The organism is Corynebacterium sp. CCUG 65737, assembly GCF_024454115.1.
GTDB classification, from domain to species: Bacteria; Actinomycetota; Actinomycetes; order Mycobacteriales; family Mycobacteriaceae; genus Corynebacterium; species Corynebacterium genitalium.
Genome location: NZ_JAGPZB010000007.1, coordinates 47,046 through 63,898, shown reverse-complemented (window position 1 = coordinate 63,898; position 16,853 = coordinate 47,046). Strand labels below are relative to the sequence as shown.

15 protein-coding genes and 3 tRNA genes are annotated in these 16,853 nt (G+C 62.0%); 15 read left to right on the top strand and 3 right to left on the bottom strand.

Annotated elements, in window-relative coordinates; all coding sequences use genetic code 11:
* Genes KBX17_RS07055 through KBX17_RS07035 form a run of 5 tightly spaced genes read left to right on the top strand, consistent with a single transcriptional unit; the run spans window position 1 to window position 5,835 of the window.
* A complete protein-coding gene (locus tag KBX17_RS07055) occupies window positions 1–1,017 on the top strand; it encodes a 3-isopropylmalate dehydrogenase (RefSeq protein ID WP_256019098.1) in 1,017 nt (338 codons plus the stop codon).
* Between the two features lie 10 nt (window positions 1,018–1,027).
* Entirely contained in the window at window positions 1,028–2,527 is a 1,500-nt protein-coding gene (locus tag KBX17_RS07050) for a cell wall-binding repeat-containing protein (RefSeq protein ID WP_256019097.1), read from the top strand.
* 46 nt (window positions 2,528–2,573) lie between these two features.
* Entirely contained in the window at window positions 2,574–4,424 is a 1,851-nt protein-coding gene (locus tag KBX17_RS07045) for a DUF294 nucleotidyltransferase-like domain-containing protein (protein ID WP_256019096.1), read from the top strand.
* Window positions 4,425–5,009, top strand: a complete 585-nt coding sequence (locus tag KBX17_RS07040) for an exonuclease domain-containing protein (protein WP_256019095.1) — start codon at window positions 4,425–4,427, stop codon at window positions 5,007–5,009.
* Window positions 5,010–5,043: 34 nt separating this feature from the next.
* On the top strand, window positions 5,044–5,835 hold the full coding sequence (locus tag KBX17_RS07035) for a fumarylacetoacetate hydrolase family protein (protein ID WP_256019094.1): 792 nt from the start codon (window positions 5,044–5,046) through the stop codon (window positions 5,833–5,835).
* 16 nt (window positions 5,836–5,851) lie between these two features.
* On the opposite strand, the gene KBX17_RS07030 is transcribed toward KBX17_RS07035, so the two are convergent.
* Window positions 5,852–6,967: an isochorismate synthase MenF gene (locus KBX17_RS07030; protein WP_040423755.1), complete on the bottom strand. Its 1,116-nt coding sequence runs from the start codon at window positions 6,965–6,967 to the stop codon at window positions 5,852–5,854.
* A 249-nt stretch (window positions 6,968–7,216) separates the two neighbouring features.
* On the opposite strand from KBX17_RS07030, the gene gltX reads away from it, so the two are divergent.
* The 8 genes from gltX (at window position 7,217) to KBX17_RS06990 (ending at window position 11,872) form a co-directional block, all read left to right on the top strand.
* Window positions 7,217–8,704, top strand: coding sequence for a glutamate--tRNA ligase (gene gltX, locus KBX17_RS07025; RefSeq protein WP_255997397.1), 1,488 nt, complete (start codon window positions 7,217–7,219; stop codon window positions 8,702–8,704).
* A gap of 118 nt (window positions 8,705–8,822) precedes the next feature.
* Window positions 8,823–8,894, top strand: a tRNA-Gln gene (locus tag KBX17_RS07020).
* 47 nt (window positions 8,895–8,941) lie between these two features.
* Window positions 8,942–9,014 (top strand) — tRNA-Glu (locus KBX17_RS07015).
* A 244-nt stretch (window positions 9,015–9,258) separates the two neighbouring features.
* The gene (locus KBX17_RS07010) at window positions 9,259–9,447 is read left to right on the top strand and encodes a hypothetical protein (protein WP_255997398.1); all 189 of its coding nucleotides are present in this window, start codon (window positions 9,259–9,261) and stop codon (window positions 9,445–9,447) included.
* An 88-nt stretch (window positions 9,448–9,535) separates the two neighbouring features.
* Window positions 9,536–9,608: transfer RNA gene (locus KBX17_RS07005), tRNA-Glu, on the top strand.
* 452 nt (window positions 9,609–10,060) lie between these two features.
* Window positions 10,061–10,630 carry a DUF6230 family protein gene (locus KBX17_RS07000; RefSeq protein ID WP_255997399.1) on the top strand — a complete coding sequence of 190 codons (570 nt, stop codon included), beginning with the start codon at window positions 10,061–10,063 and terminating at the stop codon, window positions 10,628–10,630.
* The gene (locus KBX17_RS06995; RefSeq protein WP_005290396.1) at window positions 10,620–11,099 is read left to right on the top strand and encodes a DUF6114 domain-containing protein; all 480 of its coding nucleotides are present in this window, start codon (window positions 10,620–10,622) and stop codon (window positions 11,097–11,099) included. Before KBX17_RS07000 ends, KBX17_RS06995 begins: the two co-directional genes overlap by 11 nt.
* A gap of 173 nt (window positions 11,100–11,272) precedes the next feature.
* Window positions 11,273–11,872 carry a hypothetical protein gene (locus KBX17_RS06990; RefSeq protein ID WP_255997400.1) on the top strand — a complete coding sequence of 200 codons (600 nt, stop codon included), beginning with the start codon at window positions 11,273–11,275 and terminating at the stop codon, window positions 11,870–11,872.
* Here the strand turns inward: KBX17_RS06990 and KBX17_RS06985 are convergent.
* Complete coding sequence (locus tag KBX17_RS06985; RefSeq protein ID WP_256002796.1) at window positions 11,869–12,273, bottom strand: carboxymuconolactone decarboxylase family protein; 405 nt, start codon at window positions 12,271–12,273, stop codon at window positions 11,869–11,871. The genes KBX17_RS06990 and KBX17_RS06985 overlap by 4 nt on opposite strands.
* 43 nt (window positions 12,274–12,316) lie before the next feature.
* Between KBX17_RS06985 and KBX17_RS06980 the strand changes: the two genes are divergently transcribed.
* Window positions 12,317–13,276, top strand: coding sequence for a pyridoxal-phosphate dependent enzyme (locus KBX17_RS06980; protein WP_256019093.1), 960 nt, complete (start codon window positions 12,317–12,319; stop codon window positions 13,274–13,276).
* A complete protein-coding gene (locus KBX17_RS06975) occupies window positions 13,269–15,998 on the top strand; it encodes an FAD/NAD(P)-binding protein (protein ID WP_256019092.1) in 2,730 nt (909 codons plus the stop codon). The genes KBX17_RS06980 and KBX17_RS06975 overlap by 8 nt, the downstream gene beginning before the upstream one ends.
* Here KBX17_RS06975 and KBX17_RS06970 read toward each other — a convergent pair.
* Window positions 15,995–16,681, bottom strand: coding sequence for a helix-turn-helix domain-containing protein (locus KBX17_RS06970; protein WP_256019091.1), 687 nt, complete (start codon window positions 16,679–16,681; stop codon window positions 15,995–15,997). The two genes, KBX17_RS06975 and KBX17_RS06970, sit on opposite strands and share 4 nt — an antisense overlap.
* Window positions 16,682–16,853: the final 172 nt, after the last annotated feature.

The following is a 16,853-nucleotide window of genomic DNA, read 5'->3' as shown; positions in this document are numbered from 1 at the left end:
ATGAAAGTTGCGGTTATTGCAGGGGACGGCATTGGTCCCGAGGTGATGGAAGAAGGTCTCAGAGTTCTGCGCGCGGTGCGCGGAGACGTGGAGCTCACCGAGTACGACCTCGGCGCTCTCCGCTACCTGCGCAACGGCGAGCTGCTGACCGATGAGGACTTGGACAGCTTGCGGGAGCACGACGCGATCTTGCTCGGCGCGATTGGCGACCCAGACCGCGTTCCGGCAGGCGTGTTGGAGCGCGGTTTGCTGTTGCCGCTGCGCTTCAAACTGGACCATTTTGTCAACCTTCGCCCATCGAAGCTGTACCCGACGGCGGTGAGCCCGTTGGCGAACCCTGGGGATATCGACTTTGTCGTTGTGCGCGAAGGAACAGAGGGCCTGTACTGCGGAAACGGCGGCACCCTGCGCCAGGGCACCCCCGCGGAGGTTGCCAGCGAGGTCTCCCAAAACACCCGCTACGGTGTGGAGCGCCTTGTCCGCCACGGTTTCGAGACCGCCATGGAGCGACGCAAGAAGCTCACTCTCGTGCACAAGACGAACGTGCTCACCAACGCCGGTGCGCTATGGCAGAACACCGTCAACGATGTCGCCCGCGAGTACCCGGAGGTGAACGTCGATTACAACCACATCGATGCCGCGACGATCTACATGGTCACCGACCCGTCGCGCTATGACGTGATTGTCACCGACAATCTCTTCGGCGATATCCTCACCGATCTTGCTGGTGCTGTCGCCGGTGGTGTTGGTTTGGCGTGCTCGGCCAACATCGATGCTTCCCGCACCAACCCCTCCATGTTCGAGCCGGTCCACGGATCCGCACCGGATATTGCGGGCAAAGGCATCGCGGATCCGACCGCGATGATTCTCTCCGTCGCCATGATGCTGCGCTGGCTTGATGATGAAGATGGAGCCTCCCGTATCGAGGCTGCTGTCGCCAACGACGTGTCTGCACGGGGCGGGGAGGAGATCTCCACGGAGCGCGTCGGCACCCGCATCGCGGAGGCTCTCAAGTAGACTTCGGCCTATGTCTTATAGGCCAGTCACGGCTGCCGTCCTGGTAGCGTCCGCTCTCGTTCTCTCATCCTGCACCAACGACGGCCAGGATGCAGACCCAGAGGTCAGCCGCGAGGAGCAGCTCGCAGCTGATCTTGTTTCGGACGGTTCGGTGGTGATCGCTGATTCGGACGACACAGGCACCGAAGTATCCCAGCAGTTCTTTGAATCCTCCGACACCGTCGTGGTGTCTTCTGCGGAGAAGGACGACCAGCTGCAGGCTGCGGCGATCGCCATTGATCTGGGTGCGCCGATGCTGACACAGCAGGAGGAGTCCAGTTCGGCCGTCGACGCTGAGGTGCAGCGCCTGGGGGCGGAGCGTGTGATTGAGGTCGGCACCGGATCCGAGCAGGACGACGAGGATTTACAGGCGATCGAAGACACCGCTGCGCTGACTGCAGAGGACGGCCACGAGGTTGCTGCGGTGGCTGAGGCGGGGGAGCAGACCCACGATGGCGGGAGCAGCACGCCGATCTTCGTCACTGAGCTGACGTCTCGTGCCGCAGCTGCGACCGCAGCAGCGTCAAAGCTTCCGCTTACCGTGCTGCCGTACGCAGATCCCCGGGTGACTAGTGAATCCATCGCGCAGGTCGATGGCCACGACGCGGTCGCGCTGGGCCAACAATTCGGCGACACCGAGCATTTCCGCGACGTGATTTCTCTTGCCGGCAACGGTGAGCTTCCCGGCGGTGGCGGGTTGGTGTTCCCGGGACGCCGGATGATCGCGCTGTACGGCCACCCGTCTGGTCCCGCACTGGGTCAGATGGGTGAGCAGCCGCCCGCGGAATCTGTTGATGTGGTCAACCAGTATGTGGAGGAATACAAAGCGTTCTCCGACGAGCAGGTCATTCCTGCCTTCGAGATCATCGCGACTGTCGCGTCGGAACACCCAGGGGACGACGGCAACTTCACAAACGAGTTCGATCCGGCCGAGCTGGAACCGTACATCGACGCGATCGTGGACGCCGGGGGATATGCAGTCATTGACCTGCAACCGGGTCTGACCACCTTCAAGGAGCAGGCACTTCTCTACGAAGACTTGCTCAAGCGCCCCAACGTCGGCCTGGCGCTCGACGCGGAGTGGAAACTTCAGCCAGGCCAGGCGCCGGCCGCGCAGGTCGGTTCTGCTGACGCGGCGGAGATCAACGAGGTCACCGAGTGGCTCGCTGATCTGACCCGCGAGAATAACCTGCCGCAAAAGGCGCTCATCGTGCACCAATTCCAGGTGGCTATGTTGCCGGACCGTGAAAGCATTGACACGTCCCGCCCGGAGCTGTCCTTCATTCTCCATGCGGATGGTCACGGATCCCCGGGCCAGAAGTACGACACCTGGAATGTGTTGCGTGAGGGCTTGGACCCGGGCTTTTTCCTGGCGTGGAAGAACTTCATTGACGAAGATGAGCCGATGTTCACGCCGGAGCAGACCTACAACGAGGTCGATCCACGCCCCTGGTTTGTGAGCTACCAGTAACTCTAAACTGCTTTATCCGGGCTAACTTTCTGGCAACGTTAGCCCCATGACAGTTGAGCTCGACGAAGTCCGCAGCTTCCTTGCCCAGCACGAGCCCTTCTCGCACCTGCCAGAGGAGACCCTTCGTGAGCTGCCGCGGCACATGCGGATCATTTACGTCCGGCGCGGTGAGACGGTTGTTGACTACGGCCAGGTGAACGACAACCTGTACATCATCCGGTCGGGAGCGGTGGATATTCTGGCCGAGGGGGACGCCCTCATTGACAGGCGCGATTCCGGCCGCAACTTCGGATACTCAACACTTGTCGATGAGCCTGAGTCCAGATACGCCATGGTCGCCATCGAGGACAGCATTTTGCTCGTGCTCCCGCGCGCACCGTTCACCCAGCTGATCACTGACAACCCGGACATCAAGCGGTTCTTCGAGTCGCTGTCCCGCCGTGTCGCTGCACACGCCCACGAGATCAATGACCCCGGCAATTCCGATACCCTGCGCATGACCGTCAGCGACATGATCCGGATGGGGAACCTGGTCACCGCGCGTTTCGACGAGTCCATCCGCGCAACCGCAGTGAAGATGGTTGAGGCGAACGTGTCCAGCATCGTCATCTGCGGCGGCGCGGAAACAGGCATTCTCACCGACCGCGACTTGCGTAAACGTGTGGTAGCGAAAGGTCTGGACACCTCGGTACAGGTGGCGGAGGTGATGACAGCGCCGGTGCGCACGATCGCCCCGGACACGAAGTTGTTTGAAGCCATGCTCATCTTGAGCGAGTTGGGCATTCACCACCTCCCGGTGACCCAAGACGACCAGATCGTCGGTGTGCTGACCAGTTCGGACATCATGCACCAGCTCCAGTCCGACCCGATCTACCTCGCCGCAGACGTAGCGGGAAGCAGCAGGGACGAGCTCAAAGATGCTTATCGACGAGCCGCCGCCGTGGCGGCCCGCTTCCTGGACAGGGGCTCGTCGGCACGCGAAGTGCAGCAACTCCTGACCAGCATCGCTGATGCGATCGCACGCAGACTCGCTGAACTGGCGGCTGAAGAGCTCGGTCCCGCGCCCGTGCCGTACGTGTTCGTCGCAGTGGGCTCCCAGGCACGCCGTGAAATGGGCCCAGCGTCGGACCAAGACAACGCTCTGGTGCTGGATAACTCCTACAACGAGGCCGAGCACGGCGACTACTTTCGCCGCTTCACGGAGTTCATCTGCACCGGACTGGCCGAAGCTGGCCAGGCGTTGTGTCCGGGTGAAATGATGGCTTCCCAGCCGCAATGGCGGATGACGGAGGACGAGTGGAACGCGACCTTCCACACGTGGATCACCGCTCCCGAGTCCGAGGCGCTGCTTAACGCGCAGATCTTCTTCGACTTCCGCTGCCTGTTCGGCGACGAGGAGATGGCGCAGCGCGTCCACGACAACGCAGTGGTCGCCGCGCATGGTTCACAGCGCCTGCACGCGCATCTCGCGGCGCTCGCGACGCGACGCGAACCCCCGATCGGATTCTTCCGCGGCTTTGTTGTGGAGCGGTCCGGCGAGTACGCCGCCACCCTCGACGTGAAGAAGGGTGGCACTGCGGCGGTGGTGCAGATGGCGCGACTTTATGCGATCCTGGCGAGCGCTACCGACGTGGGCACGCAGACGCGCATTGAGGCATCGGCAGGGCAGAGCATTTCTCCGCGGGGCGCCGAAGATCTCTTGCGCGCCTACGACTACATTTCCAACCTCGCGCTGCGGCACCAAGCGAATCAGGTCCGTGCTGGTGAAGAACCGAACTACCGTATCGACCCGACCCAGCTGTCCAGTATTGACCGCGACGCACTGCGTGACTCCTTCCGCATCATCAAGGGACTGCAATCCGCGATGGCGTCGAAATTCCCGGTTGGGTCGATCTAGATGCTCGGTCTGAAAGGCGGCGGCCTGTTCGGTCCGCCCAAGCGAGACATCGTCGACGGCCAGCTGCTGGCGGTGGATGTGGAGACTACCGGGCTGAAACCGGATGAGCACCACCTCGTCTCCATCGGGTGGGTGCCGGTGACGGACCGAGTGATTGATCTCTCCGGTGCCGGCTATTTCGTGTTGGTGGGGGCGTCGGTAGGCGACTCTGCAACGGTGCACGGGGTCACTGACGACGACATCGCGCGCGAGGGTGTGGATGCGCAGGTCGCTCTCGATGCTTTCCTGCAGGCTATCGAGGGGCGCGCGCTGCTGGCGCATTTCGCGCAAATGGAGACTGACTTCATTGATGCGCTGCACAAGAGGGTGTATGGAAAGCGCTTCCGGCTTCGTGAGGACGAAGTCGTAGACACTCTCTCCCTCGAACGCCGCCATATGGAGCGCATGGCCACGTACCCACGCGGGGAGGATCTGCGTCTCGCTCGCGTGCGCAGCCGGTATAACCTGCCCGATTACGGTAACCACAACGCGTTGACTGACGCGCTCGCCTGCGCGGAACTCTATCTGGCGCTGACAGCCAAATAGCCCTGAATATTTTTCGTCGCGTATGCTCAACCCCATGCGTTTTGGACGAATTGCGACACCCGAGGGAATGACTTTCGCAGTCATCGACGACGACGGCACGACCGCCAAGCAGATCGCCGGTACTCCGTTCACTGAGCCGGAATACACGGGCAAGGAGTGGGCGCTAGAGGACGTACGCCTTCTCGCCCCGATGCTGCCCAGCAAGGTGGTAGCCATTGGCCGCAACTACGCCGACCACGTCGCTGAGGTGTTCAAACAGTCCGCAGAGCACTTGCCGCCGACTCTCTTCCTGAAGCCGCCGACAGCCGTGATCGGACCGGAGGCGGCCATCAAGATTCCCGAGTTCGCCACCCGCGTCGAGTTCGAGGGCGAGCTCGCATTGGTCATCGGAACACCGTGCAAGAATGTCAAGGCTGAAAACTGGAAGTCCGTCGTCCGCGGCGTCACGATCGTCAATGACGTTTCCTCCCGCGATCTGCAATTCGCTGACGGCCAGTGGGCGCGCGCCAAGGGCATCGACACTTTCTGCCCGCTGGGCCCGTGGATCGAGACCGACCTGGACAAGTTCGACTTCGACGACCTGTCCATCAAGGCGCACCTGACGCACGACGGTGAGACCGAGACCAAGCAGGATTCCAACTCCAACCAAATGATCTGGAAGCTGGGGAAGATCATCGAGTTCATCACCTCCGCTTACACGCTGCTCCCGGGCGACGTCATTTGCACCGGCTCCCCAGCAGGAACTGCTGAAATGGTTCCGGGCGACCGGATTGAGGTGGAAATTGCCGGAGTCGGCTCGCTGGCCAACCCGGTTGAGCGCGCGTAACAAGCGCTATCGCTGACTAGAGGCCCAGCGCACGCTGGATGGTGAGGAGCTTCGCGGTTGTTTCCGCGAGCTCCTCTTCTGGTTTCGAGGCTGCCACTAGGCCGCCGCCGGCCCACGCGCGGGCAGCAGTACCGTCACCATTGACCTCGGCGCAGCGGATGGACACCATGTATTCACCGTCACCGTGGGAATCGCACCAGCCAACCGTCCCTGCGTAGAACGATCGGTCCGTCTCCGCGGTGGTGATCAACGCTTCCGCAGCGTACTGCGGGGATCCGCAGACAGCGGGAGTGGGGTAGAGGCGGGTGGCTAGGTCGAGTGCGCTGGGGGCGGGGTCGTAGAGCACGCCTTTGATCGGTGTGGCAAGGTGCCACATCTCGTTCGTGCGGTCGAGAACGGGCCGGTCCGGAATGGTCAGCTCCCGGCACAGCGGAGTGAGAATGTCTCGAATGTGCTCGACGACGTAGGAGTGCTCGTCGAGATCCTTTGTAGAGTTGTACAGCTTCTCGCCTGCTGCACGGTCAGCATCCTCATCGTCGAAAATGCGGGGTGCGGAACCGGCAAGCGGATATGAGGTGATCTCCAGCCCCTGCTTGCGTATGAGGAGCTCGGGGGAGGAGCCGACAATCATGTGTCCGGGCTTTCCAGCGGGAGTCAGGTCGGCGATGAACCCGTCGCGGGTGGAGGAAAGTTCAATCAATCGCGCTGCAACAAGGCGTGGGTCGACAGGGGGATCGAAGACGAAGTCGACGGACCGGGCCAGTACTACCTTGTCCAGGATCGAGTTGCAGATTGTGTCCACCGCCGCCTCCACACGGCGTAGGTGTTCGTGGGGTTCTGGGTCATACCCGGCAACCGCCGCGTGGAGTTGAGCGCCCGGCCCTTCGCGGTAGTACGAGTGCGGCTGTAAGGTTCCCGCCTCGGTAATGATCTGCTCTGGCACAGTGAGGGCGGCTGGCGCATCCCGGTCGAAAGGGAGTGCTCCCACCACCATGTTCACCTCTCGACGCTGCAGAGCAGCTACCGCATCCCACGGTTCGATGAATGTCGAGGTGGTTCCCTGAGTGCGCACGGAACCGCTGGCCCGCGACAACAGGAAGTCGGGCGCAGTTTCAGGGCGGGGTGAGGGCATGAGCAACGATTTTAGCGTCCCCGGCAAGCACCGCATCCGCCGGGTTGACAGGCAATTTGGGTTCCGCGTTGAGCAAATTAGTGCGTGCTACTCAAGTGGCATGTGTGTCCCGCGGGATGCTCCAAGCCGACGCAGAGAGTCAAGGTGCAAGTCTCCGGCCACAACTGGTGGTACGACCCGTCGGCAGCTAACGACATGTGGGCGGTGCTCTCGCGCGTGCACAAGTAGGCGCGCGCTACAGTTGGGGGCATGACTGATGCCCCTGTGAGAGTTCGTTTTTGCCCGTCGCCGACCGGAACGCCCCACGTGGGAATGGTCCGGACGGCGCTTTTCAATTGGGCGCACGCCCGCCACACCGGCGGCAAGCTCGTTTTCCGCATCGAGGACACTGACGCAGCCCGTGACTCGGAGGAGTCCTACCAGGCCATCATCGATTCTCTGACCTGGCTGGGTTTGGATTGGGACGAAGGCGTGGTCACTGGTGGCCCGCACGAGCCGTACCGTCAGTCGCAGCGCATGGACATCTACAAAGAAGTTCTGGACAAGCTGATTGATGCCGGTGAAGTGTACCCGGCGTACTCCACAGCAGAGGAAGTCAAGGAGCGTCACATCGCGGCCGGCCGCGACCCGCAGTTGGGATACGACAACTTCGACCGCGAGCTCACCGAAGAGCAGGTCGCGGCCTACAAGGCAGAGGGACGCGAGCCGGTGTGGCGCCTGCGCATGCCGGAGAAGGACTGGGCGTGGAACGACCTCGTCCGCGGAGAGATGGAGTTCAAGGCCGCGACGCAGCCAGACTACGTTGTCGCCCGCTCTACCGGTGCGCCGCTGTACACCCTGGTCAACCCTGTCGATGACGCGCTCATGGGCATCACGCACGTGTTGCGCGGTGAGGACCTGCTCTCGTCGACCCCGCGCCAAATCGCTCTCTACGAGGCACTGCAGCGCATTGGTGTCGCTGAAATCACTCCGGAGTTCGGTCACCTGCCGTTCGTCATGGGGCAGGGCAACAAGAAGCTGTCCAAGCGCGACCCCGAGTCGAACCTGTTTAACCACCGCGACAACGGCATCATCCCCGAGGGAATGATCAACTACCTCGCGCTGCTGGGGTGGTCCTTGTCCGCAGACCAGGATGTGTTCTCCGTCGATGAGTTCATCAAAGCCTTCGATATCAATGACGTGCTATCAAACCCTGCGCGTTTTGACGAGAAGAAGCTCGAAGCCATCAACGCTGACCACATTCGCATGCTGGAGCCTGAGGATTTCAAGAACCGCCTGCGTGACTACCTCACCGAGTACACGGACTTCCCGGCCGACTACCCCGAAGATAAGTTCGCTATCGCTGCGGATCTTGTGCAGACGCGCATCAAGGTGCTTGGTGACGCATACGGTCTGCTCAAGTTCTTGGTCACACCGGATGGAGAATTGGAGCTCGACGAGAAAGCTGCGAAGAAGAACCTCAAGGAAGATGCCGCGGAGCCGCTCGACGCCGGCCTTGCGGCACTTGAAGCAGTTGGGGAGTGGACCACCGTGAACATTGAAGCGGCCTTGAGCAAGGCGCTTATCGACGATCTCGGCCTCAAACCCCGCAAAGCCTACGGGGCCTTGCGAGTGGGCATCTCGGGTGAAGCTATCTCCCCGCCGCTGTTTGAGTCTATGGAGCTCCTCGGACGTGAATCGACCATGGCGCGTTTGCGTGCAGCGCGCGAGCAGACCCCGTTTGCTGCCGGGCAATAGCAAATGACAGCGCCGTAATTTGCTGGCATCACCAGCGGATTTGGTGCTCATTGCGCACCGTGGTTATAGTTATCGACGTTGTTCAGTGCGGCTGACAAGCAGCCGCACAGTATGACGATGGCCTATGGTGTAATTGGCAACACTACGGTTTCTGGTACCGTCATTCTAGGTTCGAGTCCTGGTAGGCCAGCTGCAGTCCGCTTCAAGTAGTGAACTGCAGGACAGAAAAGTCCTAATGCCCCGTTCGTCTAGCGGCCTAGGACGTCGCCCTCTCACGGCGGTAACACGGGTTCAAATCCCGTACGGGGTACAGCGAGAAGACCCTTTCATTCCACAGTGGAGTGAAAGGGTTTTTCTATATGTCTGAATATCTTGGCATTGAGAACAACTTTGTGACTCTTATTGTCGCGGTTGCAATCGGGGCGGCGGTGTTCACGGCGGTCTACAACGTGGGTCGAAAGCCTAAGGGAGAAGTGGAGACCTAGGTTCGTGTAACGGAGGGGGTTTGCGGAGCAATTAACAAACGAAACCGATTACTCACATGGAGGGGAATTATGGGTAAGAGAATCGCCGGCTTTTCTGTCGCGGTCGTTATCGCTATGGCGTGGGCAATTGTCTCCGCGCAATACGGCATTGAAAACCAAATTGTTTCGGCCATTGTCACCGTTGCTATGGGACTGGTTGTTTTTCTGGCGATCTTTTCCGTGGGCACCAACGGAAAGCCCCTGTTCAAAGAAAGTTAGAAGCGAACGCTTAGCCGCTTGTTGACCTAGGGATTTGGCGTTCGGCGCCATCACCATTTAGAGTGAGCAAGTCGCAACAAGCGAGCGCGCCCCGTTCGTCTAGCGGCCTAGGACGTCGCCCTCTCACGGCGGTAACACGGGTTCAAATCCCGTACGGGGTACAAAGCTAAAACCCTTTCATTCCATACCGGAGTGGAAGGGTTTTTCTTTTGTTCAAGAAGCCCTGTGCACATTGGCGTAACGAATCCCGGTTGAATCCTGATTAGGTCAGTGAAACGAGATGCCAATGGAGGGGTTGTCATGGTTAGAAATATTGTTGGTCTGTTGCTCGCGCTGTTCGCCGCTACGGTTTGGACAGTTGTCGCCGTTCGGATCGGGGTGGAAGATTCTCTCATGCGGACCATGATTTCGTGTGCGCTAGCGGCGACCATATTCTGCGCATTCTTCTTTTCGGGCAACAAGCCCGATGAGCCAGAAGCTCCTGCGGCTACCTAACCGTGACCGATCCACGCCCCGGCGGTTCTTTGCAAACCGCCGGGGTTTTGTCGTGTTTCGCTGACGTAGCGTCCGCTCAGGAGTAGTGTTTGCTACACAAACATAAAGGAGCGTGGGCATGGGACACACCAAGAAACTCCGGTTTGCTGTTATCACCGGTGTGGGGCTGATCATTCTCGCCGGTGAAGGTGTGGCGATGGCGCAGAACGGGCTCACCGCTGGTCTCGCATTGTCGAATGTGATCTTCACCCAGCAGGTCGGCGGCATTGAGGCCGACAACTTCAGCCTCTTCGTCGACCGAGAGACCTTGAAGGACAGTGAAGTAGCCGTGTCTCGCCTCAAGCTGGAGGACGCGACGATCACCGACCTATGCATGTCCGCGCCGATTAAGCTCCCCGGTTTGGGGGATCGTCGCTTCCAAATGAAGGCCCCGGGGGCAAGCACGAAAGCTACCAACCTGGTCATCGGCGCCAAGGAACTCAACGGCACCATGACAATGACCAACCCGCAGATCGGTGTGGACGCCCAGCAGTTGTCCGATAAGGCTGAGCCGGGCTCCTTCGGTATTTCCATGACGCACCTGTCTGCAAAGAACCAGCTGATCTACGCCACGTCCCTGTCCGCTGACAAGCTCACAGCCGCCGGCGGGCAGATTAAGGTGGTGAAAGAGGGCGAAGGTGAGTGCTAATTCACGTGGGCCGGAGCACGGGGGCATCAACGAACTCTTCGACGGTCCCACCAACGTCCCCGGCACGGCGGAGGGTCCCGCCGACACAGATGACAACGTCGAGAAGATCAATCGCGGTTTCGCGGGATGGCGCGGCGGACGGCCGTTCGGCGCGGGGCTGTGCATGATCATCGCCGGTGTGATCATCCTCATGCCGGCCTACCTCTCCTTCGAGGTGTCTAACATCATGATCCAGATCAGCACGATCTCGGGCGTGTCCACCTTGCTCGTGGGTGTTCTGCTCATCGTTTGTGGCTTGATGACGTGGGGGCAGCCGCAGGCCCGCATTCTCACTGGGGTGACCGCCATGCTGCTCGGATTCATTGCTTTGCCCACGTCGAATTTCGGCGGTTTCATCATCGGCACCCTCTTCGCTCTCATCGGCGGGGCGTGGGCCTTGTCCTGGGCGCCAGGGGAGAAAACCGCATGAAAGTCAGGGGACAAGTAGCAGCTGCACTCACGGCCGCAACCATGGTCGTGGCCGCGCCGCAGGTCGCTGTCGCGCAGTTTCCTCCCGTGCCTCCGTTGCCTTCGTTGGAACTGCCACCGCCGCCGCCCCTTCCAGCACCGTCATCACTGCCCCCATTACCTCCACCGCCGCCGGTGCTTCCAACCCCCGAGCTTGAAGGCCTTGACCTTCCACCGCAGCTGTCGGGTCGCGGTGTAGTGCCCCGGCAGATCGGCGGTTTCGACTTCGACCCGCCGGCGCCGATCGAGAATATGATGACTCCCTCGGGGGAGACATACACGGTCCAATCGGACTCCACGAAGCTGCTGGGCGACGTCAAGATGTCCTACGTCCAGGTGAACACGATGCAGGGGTCCAAACCCGCGATCCGCATCGATTGCAACCGTGTGGAGTTGGACAACCTGCGTGTTCGGTTCCCCGGTGCTTCCGCCGGTGTGGAGGATATCTGGCAGCGGTCCGGCCCAGGGGTGATCACCACTCTCAACGGGAACTTTCACATCCTCGTGGCCAGGATGACCATCACGTCTCAGATCGCAGGCGTGACTCTTCCCATTCCCATCACGATTGACGCGTCGTGGGCACCGGAACAGATCCGTGCCGAGCTCAGCAAAGCCGGTGCAGGGCTGCCCGATGACATGTCCAACCTCATGGTCGTGGTCGACGGAACGATGGAAACGTACTACATCTCTGCAGATGACCTGCGTGCTGAGCAGGGATTGAGCATTAAGTCTTAGGCCTTCGGGCCGAGCTCGTTCTCGAGCACTTCTTGGGCCACCTTCATCGCAGAAAGCGCTGCGGGGGCGCCACAGTAACCGGAGGAGTGGATGATCGCCTCGGTGATCTCCTCGCGCGTGAGGCCGTTGACAAGTGCGCCGCGGACATGGCCACGCAGCTCCTCAGTGGCGCGCAGTGCGACCAGCATGCCGATGTTGAGCAAGCTGCGGTCGCGGCGGGAAAGTCCGTCGCGCGTCCATACCGAGCCCCACACGGTGGCTGTGACGTGGTTTTGCAGTTCTTCGCCGTCTTTGCCGGTGTTGCGCTCGAGCGCCGCGTCGACAAAGTCATCTCCCATGACGTCGCGGCGCACGGCCATGCCAGCGTCGTAACGGTTGTCCTGAGTAGTGTTGTCGCTCATGCGCCCAAGCCTAACCCCACCCGCTTCACATAAGCTGGCGGGCATGATTGAAAACCGTCGGTTGCTCGACACCATAGGTTCCACGCCCCTCATACGTCTCGACACCGGCGACGGGGCCTCCAGTGGCCGGCGGGTATGGGGAAAACTGGAATCGTTCAACCCTGGAGGCAGCGCGAAAGACCGTACAGCGCGGGCTCTAGTGAAAGCCGCAGAAGAACAGGGGCTCGTTGCTCCCGGTGTGACGGTGGTCGAGTCGAGTTCCGGCAATCTCGGTGTCGCTCTAGCGCGTGAGGCCGCCGTCGGCGGGTGGGATTTCCACTGCGTTGTGGACCAACGCACGAACTCGTCAACGGTGGCGCACATGGAGGCGCTCGGTGCGACGATCCATGCGGTCACGAAACCGGATCCACGCACGGGGGACTGGTTGGCGGCGCGGAGGATCAAGGTCGCGGAGCTCGTCGATAAGCTCGGTGCGGTCAACTTGGACCAGTACTCCAACCGCGCGGCGTTCACTGCGCACAGCGAGGGCACGATGCGCGAGATTGTGGACCAACTTGGGCACGCGCCGGACTACTTGGTCGTGGCAGTGAGCACGACGGGCACTGTCGGAGGATGTCTGCGCTACATCGAGGAGCACGGCATGGATACCACTGTGATTGCTGTCGACGCAGAAGGGTCGGTTCTTTTCGGCGGAGAACGCGGCGAGCGGCTGCTGCCTGGCTTTGGCGCTGGCGTGGTTCCGGATCTCGCCGGCGACGTCACACCGCACGAGGTCGTGAGGGTCAGCGCAGCTGATTGCGTGGCGGCCGGTCGCCGCTTGGCCGCCGCGACGGGATTCTTGCCGGGGGCGTCTGGGGGAGCGGTGGCTGCGTGCGTCGAAAAGCATGCGGAACTAGAAGGCGATGTCGTGGCGATCTTCCACGACTCTGGAGTCGCGTACCTAGACACGATGTACAACGACGAGTGGGTGGCAGAGAAGCTGGGAGTGGATTTCGATGGGTAGAACAGTTGCGATCATCGGTGCCGGACCGCGCGGACTGTGGGCTGCTGAAGAGCTCTTCGACTTCGCCCGCCAGCGCGGCGTGGCTATCGATCTCACGGTGTTCTCCTCCGGCACGGTGGGTGCGAGGAACGCGTACGAACTGGATCAGCCTGAGCAGTGGGTGCTCAACGTGCCGCACAGCGCGATCCGGTCGCACAGCTCCAGTTTCGAGAACTTCAGTCGTGAAGATGAACCGGCCTCGCGCAGCACCGCCGGTGACTTCCTCGGAAAAGCTTGGGGCGATCTGCAGACATTCGCGCCGCGTACGTGCACGATCGACTGGCGGCGCACGTGGGTCAAGGACATTCGTCCCCGCGGTGAGCAATGGGAGGTTGAGGGCACGCTTTTCGACGACGTCCTCATCACCACCGGCCACGCCGACGACTGGCCCGGATCGTTGGCCCACGCGGATCTGGGCCTGGGAGAGAACGTGCGGGTCATTGCGCCCGCCACCCCTCAGGCTCTCGCGACCGTGACTCCCGACGACGTGGTGGTCGTGCGCGGCGCCGCACTGACGTTCATCGACATCACCCGCGTCATCTCTGCGAAAGCGATCTACCCCGTGACGCGCTCGGGCAGGTTCATGGAGGCCAAGCATGAGCCCACGACGCTTATCGACGACCTCGTCGACCGCGCCCAGGACGCAATCCGTGCCGCAACAAACACGCAGGACATCGTGGACGCACTGGCCGAATGCGCGGCAGGGATTCTCGAGCGCGAGACCGGTGACGCAGACCGGAATGCCATCGAGCAGGTTCTCGCCGGGACCGACAAAGGCGATCCGGTGGAGGATTTTCGGCGTTCCGTCACCGAGCCGGTCACGCCCGCGCACGCGGTGGGCATCGCCTTCCGCAAGGCCTATCCGGCCGTGATTGAGCGTGCATCCTTCGGCGGGCGGGAGAGCCTCGACAGCTTTGGCGACCTCACCCGCCGCCTCGAGCGCGTCGCGTTCGGGCCGTTTGCCGGCCCTGCTGCTGACCTGCTGGATCTGATCGAAAAGGGTGTCGTGCGGACCGACATTCTCGACCGTGGGGGCGATAACGCTGATCTGGCAGCCGCCGCGCGTGAGGTCAAAGCGACAGTCGTGATCGACGGGGTCATCGCGCCGCCCGGAGTCGTTCCGGGCACTCTGGTGGCCGACCTGGTGGACCGCGGCATCGGCACAATCGACCCTGAAACGAATGGTCTGGTCATTGACCGAGACGCCACGATCACCGGTCAGCGCCACATTGCGGCGGCGGGACGGATGACTGAAGGGTGGGTTCTCGGCCTGGACACCCTGAACCGGACGCAACATGACGAGATCCCGCGGTGGGCACGCCGCGTTGTCACTGAGGCGATGGAGAATCCCGAGCGCGTGCACGGTGTCCCGCCGATGACGGCCCGGATCGAGCCCTGGGCTGAGGAACTCACAAGCAGCTACAACGACTGCCGGAACCTGCTCGAGGAATTCTCAAGCCCGGTCAATGTGCTCAATCCGGAACCGATGCTGGCGAACGTCGACGAGCTCGTCAGCGCGGGCGCCTCCACGGGAGTCGAGGTGAAGATCTTCTTCGCCCGCAAAGCCAACAAGGGACTCGTGTTTGTGGACACGATGCGCGACGCCGGGCATGGTGTTGATGTGGCCAGTGAGAACGAGCTGCGCCAAGTCCTGGATCGGGGCGTGCCGGGGGAGCGGATCATTCTCTCCGCGGCGATCAAGTCGGACGCGTTGCTCGAGCTCGCCATCGCTAACGGGGTGGTCATCTCCGCCGACAACGTGACCGAGTTGGAGCGCATCATCGCCATTGCCGGTGACCGCACCGCCTTGGTGGCTCCGCGTCTCGCGCCGGATCCGCAGACGATGCCGCCGACCCGCTTCGGCGAACGTTCTCAGGTCTGGGCGCAGCGGTTGAGCGAGCCAGTGGGCTCCGTGACGGTTGCAGGGGTGCACGTTCACCTCCACGGTTACGCTGCTGCGGACCGGTCGGCAGCACTGCGGGAGTGCGTCGGGCTCGTCGATAAGCTGCGGGCGAGCGGGCACGACCCGCAGTTCATTGATGTCGGTGGCGGTGTGCCCATGAGCTACCTCGATGATGAGGAGCAGTGGAATCACACCCAGGACTCGCTGCGCGCCATGCGGGAGGGCTACGCGGAGCCGTTCACGTGGAAGGGCGACCCGCTGCACAACACCTACCCTTACTGGCAGCGGCCCGTGCGCGGTGCATGGCTGCGCGACGTGCTCGCCGACGGTGTTGCGCAAGAGCTCACCTCACGCGGCTTACGGTTGCATTTGGAGCCAGGCCGCTCGCTTCTCGACGGCTGTGGCCTCATCCTCGCCACCGTCGAATTCACCAAGCACCGCAGCGATGGGCTGCCACTCGTCGGCCTGGCGATGAATCGGACGCAATGCCGGACCACATCGGATGACTACCTGGTCGATCCGGTTCTGGTGACGGACGCCCCCGGTTCCACCGACGAGGAGGTCGAGGCGTTCCTGGTGGGCGCCTACTGCATCGAAGACGAGGTGATCCTGCGGCGGCGGATCCGTTTCCCCCGTGGGGTACGGCCGGGCGATATCGTCGCGATCCCGAACTCTGCCGGCTACTTCATGCACATTCTGGAAAGCGCTTCCCACCAGATCCCGCTGGCGAAGAACGTGGTCTGGCCGGTCGGCGCGCTTGACTCTATCGACGCAGGTTAGATTGCGGCCATCAAGGCGTCGGCTGCGCTGAGCAGTTCGGCTCCCCACATCTGCGCAGGGGAGGGCTTGAGGCGTTCGACCGGGCCGGAGATGGACAGCACGGCAAGAAGCGCACCGTTGGCGCTGTGAATGGGAGTGGATACGCTGGCCAGCTCGACCTCACGCTCGCCGACGGATTCGGCCAGACGGGTGGTGAGGATCCGGCCGAGCTCCGCAGAGTTGAACGGGGTGTCGATGTGCTCATAGGCGGCAAACACCTTCGCAGCAGAGCCACGGTCGAGGGGCAGCTTCGAACCCACGGGAACAGTGTTGTTGAGACCGCTCGGCGGCTCGATCGCCGCCACACACGTGCGGGTTGCTCCAGTGAGCTCGTAGAGCTGGACGGACTCGTGCGTGGTGCGCACTAGCTCGCCCATGATGGGTTTAGCAGCGTCAATCACCTGTGACGGTCCAGCTGCGGCATAGCGTGCGAGCGCGGGGCCGATCGCCCATGCGCCGGCTTCCGTGCGGACGAGGATGTGGTGAATCTCCAACGCCGTGGCAAGGCGGTGGGTCGTCGCACGGGGGAGTTCCGTCGCGGCGCTCAGCTGGGCGAGGGTCTTCTCGCCGGCGGCGATGGCGTCGATGATGGCGATGGAACGGTCAAGGACCTTGATGCCGGAAAGTTCTGCAGTGTTTCCCACGGTGCGGATGATAGCAATCCACTATGTGGACAGTGGTATCGACCGTGGTAGGGGTGTGTTCGTTCAGGGCGCAGGGTGAACGAGGGTGGCAAAACGGTTTTGCCTAGGATTGCGTGAAACGGTCTGGCCTCCGCTAGACTGTCCCATTGAATGGACTCGATTGTCCCGCCTA

Coding starts and splice junctions, on each gene's coding strand:
- KBX17_RS07055 (WP_256019098.1), top strand. CDS start 1: ATGAAAGTTGCGGTTATTGCAGGGGACGGCATTGGTCCCGAGGTGATG.
- KBX17_RS07050 (WP_256019097.1), top strand. CDS start 1,028: ATGTCTTATAGGCCAGTCACGGCTGCCGTCCTGGTAGCGTCCGCTCTC.
- KBX17_RS07045 (WP_256019096.1), top strand. CDS start 2,574: ATGACAGTTGAGCTCGACGAAGTCCGCAGCTTCCTTGCCCAGCACGAG.
- KBX17_RS07040 (WP_256019095.1), top strand. CDS start 4,425: ATGCTCGGTCTGAAAGGCGGCGGCCTGTTCGGTCCGCCCAAGCGAGAC.
- KBX17_RS07035 (WP_256019094.1), top strand. CDS start 5,044: ATGCGTTTTGGACGAATTGCGACACCCGAGGGAATGACTTTCGCAGTC.
- KBX17_RS07030 (WP_040423755.1), bottom strand. CDS start 6,967: ATGCCCTCACCCCGCCCTGAAACTGCGCCCGACTTCCTGTTGTCGCGG.
- gltX (WP_255997397.1), top strand. CDS start 7,217: ATGACTGATGCCCCTGTGAGAGTTCGTTTTTGCCCGTCGCCGACCGGA.
- KBX17_RS07010 (WP_255997398.1), top strand. CDS start 9,259: ATGGGTAAGAGAATCGCCGGCTTTTCTGTCGCGGTCGTTATCGCTATG.
- KBX17_RS07000 (WP_255997399.1), top strand. CDS start 10,061: ATGGGACACACCAAGAAACTCCGGTTTGCTGTTATCACCGGTGTGGGG.
- KBX17_RS06985 (WP_256002796.1), bottom strand. CDS start 12,273: ATGAGCGACAACACTACTCAGGACAACCGTTACGACGCTGGCATGGCC.
- KBX17_RS06980 (WP_256019093.1), top strand. CDS start 12,317: ATGATTGAAAACCGTCGGTTGCTCGACACCATAGGTTCCACGCCCCTC.
- KBX17_RS06975 (WP_256019092.1), top strand. CDS start 13,269: ATGGGTAGAACAGTTGCGATCATCGGTGCCGGACCGCGCGGACTGTGG.